Annotated in this window: 12 protein-coding genes; 6 read left to right on the top strand and 6 right to left on the bottom strand. The window is 72.9% G+C overall.

The genetic code is table 11. From position 1 onward, the window contains the following. The first annotated feature begins 102 nt into the window (after positions 1–102). Both eat and ABGA99_RS30205 read left to right on the top strand, forming a co-directional pair. Positions 103–1,632, top strand: a complete 1,530-nt coding sequence (gene eat / locus ABGA99_RS30200) for an ethanolamine permease (protein ID WP_347580844.1) — start codon at positions 103–105, stop codon at positions 1,630–1,632. Further along, positions 1,632–2,324 (top strand): gamma-glutamyl-gamma-aminobutyrate hydrolase family protein, encoded by a 693-nt coding sequence (locus tag ABGA99_RS30205; protein WP_347580845.1) that lies wholly within the window; start codon positions 1,632–1,634, stop codon positions 2,322–2,324. Before eat ends, ABGA99_RS30205 begins: the two co-directional genes overlap by 1 nt. Before the next feature lie 22 nt (positions 2,325–2,346). Here the strand turns inward: ABGA99_RS30205 and ABGA99_RS30210 are convergent, their stop codons facing one another. Both ABGA99_RS30210 and ABGA99_RS30215 read right to left on the bottom strand, forming a co-directional pair. Beyond that, the gene (locus ABGA99_RS30210; RefSeq protein WP_347580846.1) at positions 2,347–3,204 is read right to left on the bottom strand and encodes an SAM-dependent methyltransferase; all 858 of its coding nucleotides are present in this window, start codon (positions 3,202–3,204) and stop codon (positions 2,347–2,349) included. A gap of 165 nt (positions 3,205–3,369) precedes the next feature. After that, positions 3,370–4,314, bottom strand: a complete 945-nt coding sequence (locus ABGA99_RS30215) for a LysR family transcriptional regulator (protein WP_347583866.1) — start codon at positions 4,312–4,314, stop codon at positions 3,370–3,372. Positions 4,315–4,384: 70 nt separating this feature from the next. On the opposite strand from ABGA99_RS30215, the gene ABGA99_RS30220 reads away from it, so the two are divergent. Both ABGA99_RS30220 and ABGA99_RS30225 read left to right on the top strand, forming a co-directional pair. After that, positions 4,385–5,488 (top strand): TDT family transporter, encoded by a 1,104-nt coding sequence (locus ABGA99_RS30220; RefSeq protein WP_347580848.1) that lies wholly within the window; start codon positions 4,385–4,387, stop codon positions 5,486–5,488. A gap of 4 nt (positions 5,489–5,492) precedes the next feature. After that, positions 5,493–6,215 carry a helical backbone metal receptor gene (locus ABGA99_RS30225; RefSeq protein WP_347580849.1) on the top strand — a complete coding sequence of 241 codons (723 nt, stop codon included), beginning with the start codon at positions 5,493–5,495 and terminating at the stop codon, positions 6,213–6,215. 72 nt (positions 6,216–6,287) lie between these two features. On the opposite strand, the gene ABGA99_RS30230 is transcribed toward ABGA99_RS30225, so the two are convergent. Continuing rightward, a complete protein-coding gene (locus ABGA99_RS30230) occupies positions 6,288–8,921 on the bottom strand; it encodes an ABC transporter permease/substrate binding protein (RefSeq protein WP_347583867.1) in 2,634 nt (877 codons plus the stop codon). Further along, entirely contained in the window at positions 8,914–9,987 is a 1,074-nt protein-coding gene (locus ABGA99_RS30235; protein WP_347580851.1) for a betaine/proline/choline family ABC transporter ATP-binding protein, read from the bottom strand. The genes ABGA99_RS30230 and ABGA99_RS30235 overlap by 8 nt, the downstream gene beginning before the upstream one ends. 234 nt (positions 9,988–10,221) lie before the next feature. On the opposite strand from ABGA99_RS30235, the gene ABGA99_RS30240 reads away from it, so the two are divergent. Together ABGA99_RS30240 and ABGA99_RS30245 are read left to right on the top strand one after the other, a co-directional pair. Further along, positions 10,222–11,130: a 5'-3' exonuclease gene (locus ABGA99_RS30240; RefSeq protein WP_347580882.1), complete on the top strand. Its 909-nt coding sequence runs from the start codon at positions 10,222–10,224 to the stop codon at positions 11,128–11,130. Between the two features lie 105 nt (positions 11,131–11,235). After that, a complete protein-coding gene (locus ABGA99_RS30245; protein ID WP_347580852.1) occupies positions 11,236–12,096 on the top strand; it encodes a siderophore-interacting protein in 861 nt (286 codons plus the stop codon). Positions 12,097–12,114: 18 nt separating this feature from the next. On the opposite strand, the gene ABGA99_RS30250 is transcribed toward ABGA99_RS30245, so the two are convergent. Beyond that, the gene (locus ABGA99_RS30250) at positions 12,115–12,891 is read right to left on the bottom strand and encodes an ABC transporter permease (protein ID WP_347580853.1); all 777 of its coding nucleotides are present in this window, start codon (positions 12,889–12,891) and stop codon (positions 12,115–12,117) included. Next, the gene (locus ABGA99_RS30255) at positions 12,888–13,925 is read right to left on the bottom strand and encodes an ATP-binding cassette domain-containing protein (protein WP_347580854.1); all 1,038 of its coding nucleotides are present in this window, start codon (positions 13,923–13,925) and stop codon (positions 12,888–12,890) included. Before ABGA99_RS30255 ends, ABGA99_RS30250 begins: the two co-directional genes overlap by 4 nt. Between the last annotated feature and the right edge of the window lie 132 nt (positions 13,926–14,057).

Genomic DNA, 14,057 nt, shown 5'->3' on the forward strand with positions numbered 1-14,057 from the left:
GACCTTCATGCACGGGGCTTGCGCTCGTCACCTCGGCGCCGCAAAGGTATGGGGGCCACACCATTACCGCGTACCACCGTCCGTTGAGGCAGGAGCGGCACCATGAGCGAAGGCACCGAGTCCCGCACCGCACCGCCCGGCCCCCGCGCCGCCCCCGAAGGCGGTTCCGGCGCCCCCGCCGGCTCCGGTCCCGCCCCGCACGCCGCCGCGGACGACGCCTACCTCCAGCGCCGCGCGCTGCGCGCCGGCAGCGCCGGACCGCTGCTGCTCACCGGCCTCGGCGTGGCGTACGTCGTCTCCGGCGACTTCTCCGGCTGGAACTTCGGCCTGGCGGAGGGCGGTTTCGGCGGCCTGGCCATCGCCGCGCTGCTCATGGGCCTGATGTACACCTGCCTGGTCTTCGCCCTCGCCGAGCTGGCCTCCGTGCTGCCCACGGCGGGCGGCGGCTACGGCTTCGCGCGCAAGGCGCTGGGCCCCTGGGGCGGGTTCATGACCGGCACGGCCATCCTCATCGAGTACGTCCTCGCACCGGCCGCGATCGTCATCTTCATCGGCGACTACGTCGAGTCGCTGGAGCTGTTCGGGCTCACCTCGGGCTGGCCCGTCTACCTCGCCTGCTTCGTCATCTTCCTCGGCATCCACCTGTGGGGCGTCGGCGAGGCGCTGCGCTTCAGCCTCGTCGTGACCGCCGTCGCGGTCGCGGCGCTGCTCATCTTCGCCATCGGCGCCCTCACGGAGTTCAGCGCCGGCTCGCTGAACGACATCCCCGTCGACGAAGACGCCCTCGGCGCCAACTCCTGGCTGCCGTTCGGGATCCTGGGCATCTGGGCGGCGTTCCCGTTCGGGATGTGGTTCTTCCTGGGCGTCGAGGGCGTGCCGCTGGCCGCCGAGGAGACCAGGGACCCGTCCCGTACGCTGCCGCGCGCGATGGCCTGGGCGATGGGCGTGCTGCTGCTGCTCGCCGTCGTCACCTTCATCGCCGCCGCCGGCGCCCGCGGGTCCGCCGCCGTCCAGGACGCGGGCAACCCGCTGGTGGAGGCGCTGCAACCGGACGGCGAGGCGACCGCGCTCAGCCGGTTCGTCAACTACGCGGGCCTCGCCGGGCTCGTCGCCTCGTTCTTCTCCCTCATCTACGCCGGCTCGCGCCAGCTCTTCGCGCTCTCCCGGGCCGGCTACCTCCCCCGCGTCCTGTCCCTGACCTCCCGCCGCAAGGCCCCGTACCTGGGCCTGCTGGTCCCCGGCGCGATCGGCTTCGCGCTGGCGGCCGGGAGCGGGAACGGGGCGCGGATGCTGAACGTCGCGGTGTTCGGGGCCACCATCTCGTACGCGCTGATGGCGCTCTCGCACATCGTGCTGCGCCGCCGCGAGCCGGGGCTGCACCGCCCGTACCGCACGCCGGGCGGGGCGGCGACGTCCTCGGTGGCGTTCGTGCTCGCGCTGTCGGCGCTGGTGGCGACGTTCCTGGTGGACAAGTGGGCGGCGATGATCGCGGGCTGCGTGTACGCGGTGGCCCTGGGATATTTCGCCCTCTACAGTCGGCACCGTCTGGTCGCGGCGGCGCCCGAGGAGGAGTTCGCGGCGCTGGCGGAGGCGGAAGCGGAACTCGAACGCCCCACCGCGAGGGAGAAGTGATGGACCGGCCCCTGATCGGCATTTCCACCTACCTCGTCGACGAGGCCCGGTGGGGGCAGTGGCGACTGCCCGCGGCCCTGCTGCCCGCCGGCTACCACCGCCTCACCCAGCGCGCCGGCGGCCTCCCGGCGCTGCTCCCCCCGGACACCCCGGCCCACGCGGCCCAAACCCTGCGCCGCCTCGACGGCCTGATCATCGCGGGCGGCCCGGATCTGGACCCGGCCCGCTACGGCGCCGAGGCGGACGCCCGCACGGACCCGGTCACCCCGACGTCACGCGAGCGGGACGAGTGGGAACTGGCCCTGATCGAGGCGGCCCTGGCGGCGGAAGTGCCGCTGCTGGGGGTCTGCCGCGGGGCGCAGTTGATGAACGTCGTCCGCGGCGGCACGCTGAGCCAGCACATGGAGGGCCACCGCGAACGCCCCGGCGTCTTCGGCGCCCACGAGATCAAACCGGTCCCGGGCACGCGGCTCGCCTCGCTGCTGCCGGAGGCGGTGACGGTCCCGGCGTACCACCACCAGGCGGTGGCGGAGCTGGGCACCGGCGTGATCGCGTCGGCGTACGCCGCCGACGGCGTGGTGGAGGCGCTGGAGCTGCCGGACGCGGGGAGCTTCGCGCTGGGGGTCCAGTGGCACCCGGAGATGGGCGAGGACGCGCGGGTGCTGCGGGGGCTGGTGGAGGCGGCGGGCTGACCGGCTCGGCGGCCTCAGCGGCTCAGCCCGCGGGCTTACGGACGATGCCGCCGTACTCGTAGACGGGTTTGGCGTGCTTCGTGGTGCCGAGGTACGGCCGGAGAGCCGGGTCGACGGGGGCCAGCGGCGGCTGGAACCGGTCGGGCCGCCAGTCGACGAGGTCCACGAGACCGGGCTCGACCGGCTCCAGCCCCCGGACGAGGGCGTCGACCTCGGCGGGCGTCCTGGTCTGCCACGGGATGCCCTTGGCACGGACGCTCTCGGTCATCGCGGCGCTGGTGGCGGGGTCGTCGGTGACCACCTGCGACAGGCACACGCAACTGCCGGGCCGTGCGCGGTCGAGCACGGCGCCCAGGACGCCGACGGGGTCGTCGGCGTCGGGCACGTGGTGCATGACCGACAGGTAGAGCACGGCGAGGGGCTCGTCGAAGTCGATGAGCCGGGTGACGAGCGGGTCGTCGAGGATGGTGGCGGGATCGCGCAGGTCGCCGTCGACGACGATGGTGGAGGCGTCCTCGGCGAGCAGCGCGCGGCCGTGGGCGAGGACGATGGGGTCGTTGTCGACGTAGACGACGCGGGCGTCGGGGGCGAAGCGCTGGGCGACCTGGTGGACGTTGTTCTCCGTGGGCAGCCCGCAGCCCATGTCGAGAAACTGCCGGATCCCGGCTTCCTCGACGAGCCAGCGCACGGCGCGGTAGAGGAACAGCCGGTTCTCACGGGTGATGTCGAGCCCGGCGGGGAACTCCTTGAGCTGCTTGAGCGCGAACTCCCGGTCGACGGCGTAGTTGTCCTTGCCGCCGAGAAGCCAGCCGTAGACACGGGCGGACGTGGGCTGCTCGACGGAGACGCCGGGTATGAAGGACTGGTCGTCTGCTGACACCACGCACTCCCCGCGTCCACTCGACGCCTCGACGATCAAGACAGGTGGGAACGAGGGTAGCCCAGCGCCGCGGCTCCCGCAGGGGGTGCGGAGCCCCGCGGGCGTGGGAGGCGGGTGCCGGGCCTTCAGAGGCCCGACAGGGTGGCGCACCCCCACCCGCGCCGGCTACGGGCCCTTGCCCGCTCTCGTCAGGGACAGCAGGTCCCGGGCCGGGCCCGTGGGGCTCTGGCCGCTGGGCCATACCGCGCGGAGGGCCCGGGTCAGGGTCAGGCCCGTCACCTCCACCGCCACCAGACGTCGCGTCGCCACCTCCTCCGCCACCGCCAGCTCCGACAGCACCGCGGGCCCCGCCCCCGTGACCGCCGCCGACTTCACCGCCGTCGTCGACGCCAGCTCCAGCAGCGGCTCCCCCAGTCCGCCGTACGGGGCCAGCGCCTCGTCCAGCACCTGCCGCGTGCCCGAGCCCTGTTCCCGCAGGACCAGCGCCGCCCCCGCCAGCTCCGCCGGCCCCAACCCCCGCCTGCGCCGCGCCCACGGATGCGACGGCGCCACCACCACCAGCAGCCGGTCGTGGCCGATCACCGCCCCGTCCAGCCCCGACGGCACCCCCGAGCCCTCCACGAACCCCAGGTCCGCCGCCCCCGACCGGACCTGCGACGCCACCGCCACCGAGTTCCCGGCCTGCAGCGACACCGCCGTCTCCGGCCGCGCCGCGCGCAGCGCGACCAGCCATCCCGGCAGCAGGTACTCCGCGACCGTGAGGCTCGCCGCCACCCGCAGCCGCGAGTCCCGCCGCCCGCGCAGCGCCGCCGCGCCCGCGTCGAACGCCTCCGCCGCCTCCACCACCCGCCGGGCCCACTCCGTCACCACGCCCCCCGCCTCCGTGAGCCGCGACCCGGCCGGTGAGCGGTGCACGAGCGCGACGCCGAGCTGCCGCTCCATGGACCGGATGCGCGCGCTGGCCGCGGGCTGGCTCACGCCGAGTGCCCTCGCCGCCCGCCCGAGGCTGCCCAGCCGCGCGACGGCGAGCAGCAGTTCCAGCGCCGCCAGGTCCGGCACCCGGCGGGCCAGCGACGGCTCCGGGGCGCCCACGGCCTCGTACTCACTCATCAGCCCAGCTTATGAGCCGATAGAAGATCGGGTCCTACCGGCCGCCCGCGGTCCCGACGAGGCTGACGCCATGGCCGCCACCACCCTCGTACGCCCCCACCCCACCACCCGCGCACGGCACAAGCTCTCCACCCGCGACCTCGGCCCCCACTGGTACGCCGGCGTCATGGGCACCGCCATCGTCGCCACCGCCGGCTCGGCCGTCGGCCTGCCGGCCGCCGCGCTGGTCCCGGTCTGGGCACTGGCCGCCGTCCTTCTCGCCGCGCTCCTCGCCGCCCGCGCCGCGCACTGGGCCCGGCACGCCGACCGCGCCCGCGAACACCTCGCCGATCCGGCGGTCGCGCCGTTCTACGGCTGCCTGTCGATGGCCCTGCTCGCGGTCGGCGCCGCGACGACCGCCGTGGGGGCGCGGGTGACGGGCGGCGACGCGGCGTTCGCCGTGCACGCCGGGCTGTGGCTGGCGGGTACCGCGGTGGGGCTGGTGGCGGCCGTGGCCGTGCCGTATCTGATGGTCGTACGCCACCGGGTGCGGCCCGGCGACGCCTCGCCCGTGTGGCTGCTGCCGGTGGTGGCCCCGATGGTGTCGGCCGCGACCGGCCCGGCGCTGGCCCCGCGGCTGCCCGCGGGGCAGTGGCGGGAGTCGCTGACGCTGGGCTGCTTCGCGATGTTCGGGATGAGCCTGCTGGCGACGCTGCTGATGCTGCCGCTGGTCTTCGCCCGGCTGGTGGAGCGGGGGCCGCTGCCGCTCGCGCTGACCCCCGCGCTGTTCCTCGTGCTGGGGCCGCTGGGGCAGTCGACGACCGCCGCGGGAGCGCTGGCGGACGGCTCGGCGGCGGTGCCGGAGGCGTTCGCGACGCTGTACGGGGTGCCGGTGCTGGGTTTCGCGCTGCTGTGGCTCGCGGTGGCGGGGGCGCTGGTCGTACGGGCCGCGCGGCGCGGCATGCCGTTCGCGCTGACCTGGTGGGCGTTCACGTTCCCGGTGGGCACGTGCGTGACGGGCGCGGCAAGCCTGGCGGAGCACACGGGGCTCGTGGCGTTCCGCGGGCTGGCGGTGCTGCTGTACGGGCTGCTGGTGGCGGCCTGGCTGACGGCCGCGGTGCGGACGGCGGCGGCGGTGGCCCGCGGCGACCTCCTCGCGGCCCCGGCCCGCCGGCGGCCCGTCGCCGTAGCCTGAGGACATGGCAGGCAGGCGTGTGGTGTCCCTGGTTCCCTCGCTGACCGAGGCGGTCGCGGTCTCGGCGCCCGGCGTCCTCGTCGGCGCCACCGACTGGTGCGGCCACCCGGCCGGGCTCGACGTCGTACGGGTGCGGGGGACGAAGAACCCGGACGTCGAGCGGATCGTGGCGCTGGCGCCCGACCTGGTCGTCGCGAACGAGGAGGAGAACCGCGCGCCGGACCTCGCCGCGCTGCGGGCGGCCGGTCTCCAGGTGCTGGTCACCGAAGTCCGCACGCTGGAGCAGGCGTTCGCGGAGCTGGCGCGGGTGCTGACGGCGTGCGGGGCCGCGGCGAGGCCGGAGTGGCTGGCCGCCGCCGAGGCGGCGTGGCGGGACGTACGGCCGGCCGGCCGGGCGCGGCGGGCGGTGGTGCCGGTGTGGCGGCGGCCGTGGATGGTGCTGGGCCGGGAGACGTTCGCCGGGGACCTGCTGGCGCGGCTCGGGGTGGCGAACGTCTACGCGGGGCATCCGGAGCGGTATCCGCGGGTGCCGCTCGCGGAGCTGCACGAGAGCGGCGCGGAGCTGGTGGTGCTGCCGGACGAGCCGTACGCGTTCGCGGCGGACGACGGCCCGGAGGCGTTCCCGGCGATGGCGGCGGCGCCGGTGAGCGGGCGGCATCTGACGTGGTACGGGCCGTCGTTGGCCGCCGCGCCCGAGGTGCTGGGCGCGGCGCTGCGCGCGGCGTAGCCGGAGAAAAGGGCGGGCGCCCCGCCGCCCCCGCGCAGGGGGACGGCGAGGCGCCCGTCGTACGACCGCCGGTCAGGACAGCGGTGCGATCCTGTCGATGACCTCCGGGTTGTCGTCCAGCCACTTGCGGGCGGACTCCTTCTCCTTGCCGTCGCCGCCGTTCTGGATCTCGACCTCCAGCGAGGACAGCTCCTCCTCCGAGAGCGTGAAGTCCTTCAGCCACCCGTGGAACTCGGGGAAGTCCTCGGCGAAGTCCTTCTTGGCCACGGTGTGGATGTCGTCGCCCTCGCCCCAGGCCTTCTTCGGGTCCTCCAGCTTGGTGAGGTCCCACTTGCCGTAGGCCCAGTGCGGCGACCAGAGCGTGACGACGATGGGCTCCTTCTTGTCGTACGCCCGCTCCAGCTCGGCCAGCATCGAGGAGGTGGACGAGGAGACGACCTCCCAGTCCTCCAGCCCGTACTCGCCCACGACCTTGTCCTGGAGGATCCCCATCATCCCGGCGCTGGCCTCGATGCCGATGATCTTCCCGTCGAACTCGCCCTTGTGATCCTTCAGATCCTCCAGGGACTTGATGTCCTTCATGTACGACGGAACGGACAGCTCCAGGGTCGTCGGCCCGTACCAGGAGCCGACGTCGGTGAGGTCGTCACCGAATCTCTCCCAGTACTGCTCGTGCGTCACCGGTAGCCAGGCGTCGAACTGCACGTCCATCTGGCCCTCGGCGAGCGCGGTGTAGAGCGGGCCGGGGTCGAGCTGCTTGACGTTGGTCTTGTAGCCGCGGTCCTCCAGCACGTTCTGCCACAGGTACGTGGACGCGATGGCCTCGTCCCACGGGAAGTAGCCGAGGTTCACGGTCTTGCCCGCGTCCTTGCCCTGGGTGCCGCCGCCGCTGCCGGCGTCGGGCAGCGGGGCCATCTTGTCGACGTAGCCCTCGTTCTGCTCCAGCCAGTCGCGGACGGCCTGCTGCTCGTTGCCCTCCCCGGCGTCGACGATCGTCTCCTCCAGGCTGGTGAGCTCCTTCTCCTTCATGGTGAAGTCGCGCAGCCACTCGGCGACGACGGGCTCGTCCTTCGCGAAGCCCTTGCGCGCGGTGGTGTGCACGTCGTCACCGGAGCCCCACGCCTTCTTCGGGTCCGCCAGCTTGGTCATGTCGTACTTGCTGTACGCCCAGTGCGGCGACCACAGCGTGACGACCACCGGCTCCTCGGCCTGGTAGGCACGCTCCAGCTCCGCGAGCATCGAGGAGGTGGACGAGGAGACGACCTCCCAGTCCTCCAGGCCGTACTCGCCCACGACCTTGTCCTTGAGGATCCCCATCATCCCGGCGCTGGCCTCGATGCCGATGATCTTCCCGTCGAACTCGCCCTTGTGATCCTTCAGATCCTCCAGGGACTTGATGTCCTTCATGTACGACGGAACGGACAGCTCCAGGCTCGTCGGCCCGTACCAGGAGCCCATGTCCTCCATCTTGTCGCCGAACTGCTCCCAGTACTGCTCGTGGGTCACGGGCAGCCAGGCGTCGGTCTGGAAGTCGACCTGGCCCTCGGAGACGGCGGTGAAGAGCGGGCCCGGGTCGAGCTGCTTGGCCTCGGCCTCGAAGCCGCGCTGCTCCAGCACCTCCTTCCACAGGAAGGTGGAGGCGATGCCCTCGTCCCAGGGGATGTAACCGATGTCGATCTGCCGGCCCTCGCCGACGTCCGTGGACGCGGCGGCGGCCTGCGGGGTGCCCTCGTCGTCGTCGGATTCGGCCAGGTTCAGGCCGCCGGCGAGCAGCGCCAGCACGACGATGCCGACGGTGGCGATCGCGGTGGTGGGCTTGTAGTGCAGGAACTTCCACCGGTCGACCGCGGCCGCGGTCTTGGCGAGGGCGCGCCGGCCGAGCGGCGAGACGCGCTGGTTGAGCGCGCTGGTCATCCGGTCCAGGTACATGGCGAGGATGACGACGACGAGGCCGCTCTCGAAGCCGGTGCCGATGGCGACGCGGGTGACGGCGTTGTAGACGACCTCGCCGAGGCCGCCGCCGCCGACCATGCCGGCGATGACGACCATGGACAGCGCGAGCATGATGACCTGGTTGACGCCGGCCATGATCGTCGGCAGCGCCAGCGGAAGCTGCACGCGGCGCAGCGTGTCGGCGGGCTTGGTGCCGAACGCCTCGGCGGCCTCGACCAGTTCCGCGTCGACCTGCCGGATGCCCAGCTCGGTCATGCGCACGCCGGGCGGCATGGCGAACACGATGGTCGCGATGATGCCCGGGGTGATGCCGATGGAGAAGAAGATGACGCCCGGGATCAGGTAGACGAACGCGGGCATCGTCTGCATGAAGTCGAGCATCGGCCTGACGGCGGTGCTGACGACCTTGTTACGGGCCGCCCAGATGCCCAGCGGCACGGCGATCACCACGGTGATCGCGGTGGCGACCAGCACCATCGACAGGGTTTCCATGGCCTCGGGCCACAGTTGCACCGAATCGATGACGGCGAATCCCGCGAACGCGAGCACCGCGGGCAGCGGGCCGCGCAGCCAGAAGGCGATCACGGCGAAGATGCCGGCCATGACGAGCGGTTCCGGCGCGTCGAGGACGGCGTTGACGCCGTCGTACATGCCGGTGAGGACCGTGTCGATGAAGTCGAAGAGCCAGCCGAGGTGGTCCTTGAGCCAGTCGACGACCGACTCGACCCGGGACCCGAAGTCGATCTCAGGCACCGGCGATCACCTTCTCGCCCTCGTCGTCGCCCGCGGGCTGGTCGCCGAGGATGGACAGCAGCCGGCCGCGCTCCACGAGGCCGACGAGGTCGCCGTCGGCGTCGGTGACGCCCACGGCGTCGTCGCCGGTCGCGAACGGGCCGAACAGCTCGGCGACGGGGGTGTCCTCGGTGACGCTGACGGGTGCGGCGGCGCGCAGCTCCTTCGGGGAGAGGCCGTCCTGCGGCTCCTCCATGATGGAGCCGGCGGTGAGCACCCGGGTGCGGTCGACGTCCTCGACGAAGCGGCGTACGTAGTCGTCGGCGGGCCGGACGAGGATGTCCTCGGGGCTGCCTATCTGGACGATGCGGCCGTCGCGCATGACGGCGATCCGGTCGCCCAGGCGCATGGCCTCGTTGAGGTCGTGGGTGATGAAGACGATGGTCTTCTTCAGCTTGGACTGCAGCTCGATGAGCTGGTCCTGCATGTCCCGCCGGATCAGCGGGTCCAGCGCGCTGAAGGACTCGTCCATGAGCAGCAGGTCGGCGTCGGTGGCCAGGGCGCGGGCCAGGCCCACGCGCTGCTTCATGCCGCCGGACAGCTCGTCGGGCCAGTGGTGCTCCCAGCCCTTCAGACCGGTCAGCTCCAGGGCCTCGGTGGCGCGCTGCTCGCGCTCCTCCCGGGGTATGCCCTGCACCTCGAGACCGTAGGCGGCGTTCTCCAGAACGCTGCGGTGCGGGAAGAGCGCGAAGTGCTGGAAGACCATGCTGATCTTCGTGGAGCGCACCGCGCGCAGCTCGCGGTCGGTCAGCGACGTCAGGTCCTGGCCGTCGAAGAGCACCCGGCCGGACGTGGCGTCGAGCAGCCCGTTGAGCATGCGCAGCAACGTGGACTTGCCGGACCCGGAGAGGCCCATGACCACGAATATCTCGCCCGACTCCACGGTGAAGGAGGCGTCCACCACCGCCGCTGTCGTACCCTTCTTGCGAAGTTTTTCACGGTCCTCGCCAGCTTCCAGCCTGGCGACCGCGTCTTCTGGCCGTTTGCCGAACACCTTGTACAGGTGCTCCGCCTGGAGCCTGCTCACATACACCTCACGCTTCGAACGGAAAAATCGACCTGCCTCCCCCGTCGGCAGGTCGTGGAGTGATGCGGGTTCTGCCCGGATGCTTCCGAATTGTTCGTGTATAGACCATCGGTTCACTCCACTTCCGCCGCTGCCCAGGATCCCGATGTCCAAACCATTGCGTGACCCAGTTCACATCCCGATCGCGTTTGGTCGCGGTGCATACGGCATCATCAGGGCATGACCCGACGCCTGATGCTGCTCGACTCGGCCAGCCTCTACTTCCGCGCGTACTTCGGCGTACCGGAATCGGTCACGGCCCCCGACGGGACCCCCGTGAACGCCGTGCGGGGGCTGCTCGACTTCATCTCCCGGCTCGTCGCGGACCACCGCCCCGACGACCTCGTGGCCTGCATGGACGCCGACTGGCGGCCGCAGTGGCGAGTGGATCTCATCCCCTCGTACAAGGCGCACCGCGTCGCCGAGGAGCACCCCGGCGAGGAGGCGGACGAGGAGGTGGTTCCGGACACCCTGACGCCGCAGGTGCCGGTCATCGAGGAGGTGCTGGACGCACTCGGCATCGCGCGGGTGGGGGTGGCCCCGTACGAGGCGGACGACGTGATCGGCACCCTGACCGCACAGGCGGCCGGGCCCGTGGACGTCGTCACCGGCGACCGCGATCTCTTCCAACTCATCGACGACGCCCGGGGGGTACGGGTGGTATACCCCGTCAAGGGCGTCGGCAACGCCACCGTCATGGACGGCGCGGCGCTGCGCGAGAAGTACGGAGTCGACGGCTCCGGCTACGCCGACCTCGCCCTGCTGCGCGGCGATCCCAGCGACGGCCTGCCGGGCGTGCCCGGCATCGGCGAGAAGACCGCGGCCAAGCTCCTCGACGCGTACGGCGACCTCGCCGGCATCATGGCCGCCGTCGACGACCCCGCCTCGCGGCTCACCCCGGCGCAGCGGCGCCGGCTGACCGAGGCGCGGCCGTACGTCGAAGTGGCGCCGAAGGTGGTGCGGGTCGCGGCCGACGTGCCGCTGCCGGCGTACGACCCGGAGCTGCCGCGGACGCCGCGGGACCCGGAGCGGCTGGCGGCGCTGGCGAAGCAGTGGGGGCTCGGGGGCTCGCTGGAGCGGCTGCTGACGACGCTGCGCGGCTGACGCCGGCGCCGCAGGGCGGGCCGGGCGCCGGGGTTTCCGGCCACGGACCGACGGCCGGGGTGTTAGGTTAGGTAACCCTAACTTCCTCTCGTCCCGGAGGTTCACGTGGCAGACCGCCCCGCCGGCCGGAAGCGCCAGGTCCACACCGCCCGCGTGGTGCGCACCGAGCAACTCACCCCGCACATGGTGCGCGTGGTCCTGGGCGGCGAGGAGTTGCCCGGCTTCACGGCGGGCGAGTGGACCGACCACTACGTCAAGCTCCTCTTCCCCGCGCCGGGCGCGGCGTACCCCGAGCCGTACGACCTGGACGCCATCCGCCGCGACCTGCCGCGCGATCACTGGCCCCTGATGCGCACGTACACCGTGCGCACCTGGGACGCCAAGGCCCGCGAGCTGACGCTGGACTTCGTCGTGCACGGCGCGGCCGGCGTGGCCGGCCCCTGGGCGCTGCGCGCGCGGCCGGGCGAGGTGGTGCGCTTCCTCGGCCCCGGCGGCGCGTACGCGCCCGGCCCGGCCGCCGCCTGGCATCTGCTGGCGGGCGACGAGAGCGCGCTGCCGGCCATCGCCGCCTCGCTGGAGCGCGTGCCCGACGGTGCCGTCGCGCACGTGCTGATCGAGGTCGCGGACGCGGCAGAACGGCAGCCGCTGGCGGCCCCCGAGGGGGCCGTCACCTGGCTGTACCGCGACGGCCGGCCGGTGGGCCGGGCCCTGGTCGAGGCGGTGAAGGCGCTGGAGTTCCCGCCGGGCCCGGCGCAGGCCTTCGTGCACGGCGAGGCGGGGATGGTCAAGGAACTGCGCCGGCATCTGCGGCTGGAACGGGGGTTGCGGCGCGAGCAGTTGTCGATCTCCGGTTACTGGCGGCTCGGTCACGACGAGGACGGCTGGCAGTCCTCGAAGAAGCAGTGGAACGAGGCCGTCGAGCGCGAACAGGAGGGTGCGGAGCCGGCCGCCGGCTCCGCACCCTGAGGCCCGCGGGCGGACGCCTCAGACCGATCGCTGGTACGTGCGGAACGTACGGGTCGACAGCCACACCGCCGCCACCGCCACCGCCAGCAGCGCGCCGCACCGCACCAGCACCTCGCCCCAGTCGGGGTCCGCCGACAGCGCGCCCCGGCCGGCCACCACCGCCCAGTCGACAGGGTTGGCGTCGGCGATGTGCCGCATCCACGAGGGCATCAGCGCCGGCGCCATGAACGCCGAGGACAGGAAGGTCAGCGGCAGCAGCAGGAACGTGTTGATGCCGATGATCGACTCACGCTGCCGCACCACCATGCCGATCGCGTTGGACATCGCCCCGAACACCGTGCCCAGCAGGATCGCGGCGGCCACCAGCACGAGCAGCCCGGCGATCCCGCCCGCGTAGTCGGCGCCGGCGATCAGCCCGAGCAGGACGATCACGACCGACTGCACGAGCACGCTGAGGCCGTTGTTGACGACGTTGGCGTTCATCAGCGCCCCGCGGCTGACCGGGGTGGTCAGGAACCGGTTGAGGGTGCCGCGCTCGATCTCCTCCAGCGTGCCCATGCCGGCCCACATGCTGGAGCCGAGCGCGGTCATCACCACCACGCCGGGGATCAGGTAGTCCAGGTACGAGCCGGTGCCGAAGCCCGGCAGTTCGGTGATCTCGCGGAACAGGTTGCCGAAGAGGAAGAGCCAGATGACCGGCTGGACGAGGGTGATCAGCAGATACGCCGGCTGCCGCAGGAACGCGGTCAGTTGACGCTGCGTCATGTACCAGGTGTGGGCGGCCAGGGTGCTCATCGCGCACCTCCCGCGGCGGTCGCGGCGGCCGGGGCCGGCGCGGCGCCGGGCGCGCCCGCGCTGTCCGCGTCGGCGAACCGGCGTCCCGCGTACCGCAGGTACACGTCGTCCAGCGAAGGCCGGGCGACGGTGACCGCGGCCGCCTCCGCGCCCTGGCGCTCCAGCGCACTCAGCACCAGTGGCACGGCGGCGGCGCCGTCCGCCGCCCGGGCGCTCAGCCGGCGCCCGTCGAGCACCACCTCGCGTACGCGCGCGAACTCGGTGAGCGCCGCCCGCAGCAGGCCCGCCTCCACCTCCCCCGGCGCGCGGGCGAGTTCGACGTGCACGGCATCGCCGCGCAGTTCGCCCTTCAGCCCGTCCGGTGTGCCCTCGGCGACCACCCGCCCGCGGTCGACGATGGCGACGCGCTCGGCGAGCTTGTCAGCCTCCTCCAGGTAGTGCGTGGTCAGCACGATGGTCAGCCCCTCGCCGCCGGCGAGCCGGGCGATCTCCTCCCACAGGGCGGTACGGGCCTCGGGGTCCAGGCCCGTCGTCGGCTCGTCCAGGAACAGCACCTCGGGCCGGTGCACCAGGCCCAGCGCCACGTCGAGGCGCCGCTGCATGCCGCCGGAGTAGCCGCGCACGAGGCGGCCGGCGGCATCGGCCAGGTCGAAGCGCGCCAGCAGTTCGTCGGCGCGGCGGCCGAGCGGGGCGCCGCGCAGCCCGTACAACCGGCCCTGCAGCAGCAGGTTCTCGCGTCCGGTGGCCATCGGGTCGGCGCCCGACTTCTGCGCCACGACACCGATCGCGCGCCGGACCCGGCCAGGGCGGCGCAGCACGTCGTGTCCCGCGACGGCGGCGGTGCCGCCGTCGGGCCTGGCCAGGGTGGTGAGGATCTTGACGGTGGTGGACTTGCCGGCGCCGTTCGGGCCGAGCAGCCCGAAGACCGTACCGGCCGCGACGGCCAGGGACATGCCGTCCAGGGCCGTGACGCCGTGGGGATAGCTCTTGGTCAGCTCGCGCGCCTCGACGGCGAGCGTCCCTCTTGTGGGCATGGCGAACTCCGCTCTCGCACGGTGTGCGTGGGTGCTGCCGGACGATCGGCGAAAGCGGAGCCTGGCTATCCTGGGGTGTGCCGCACCTCGACGCCTGGCGCCTGCTCTCGCGCAGGTCCGGATGTTCGGGGT

It is taken from the genome of Streptomyces sp. B5E4, from assembly GCF_039871555.1.
Lineage (GTDB): Bacteria > Actinomycetota > Actinomycetes > Streptomycetales > Streptomycetaceae > Streptomyces.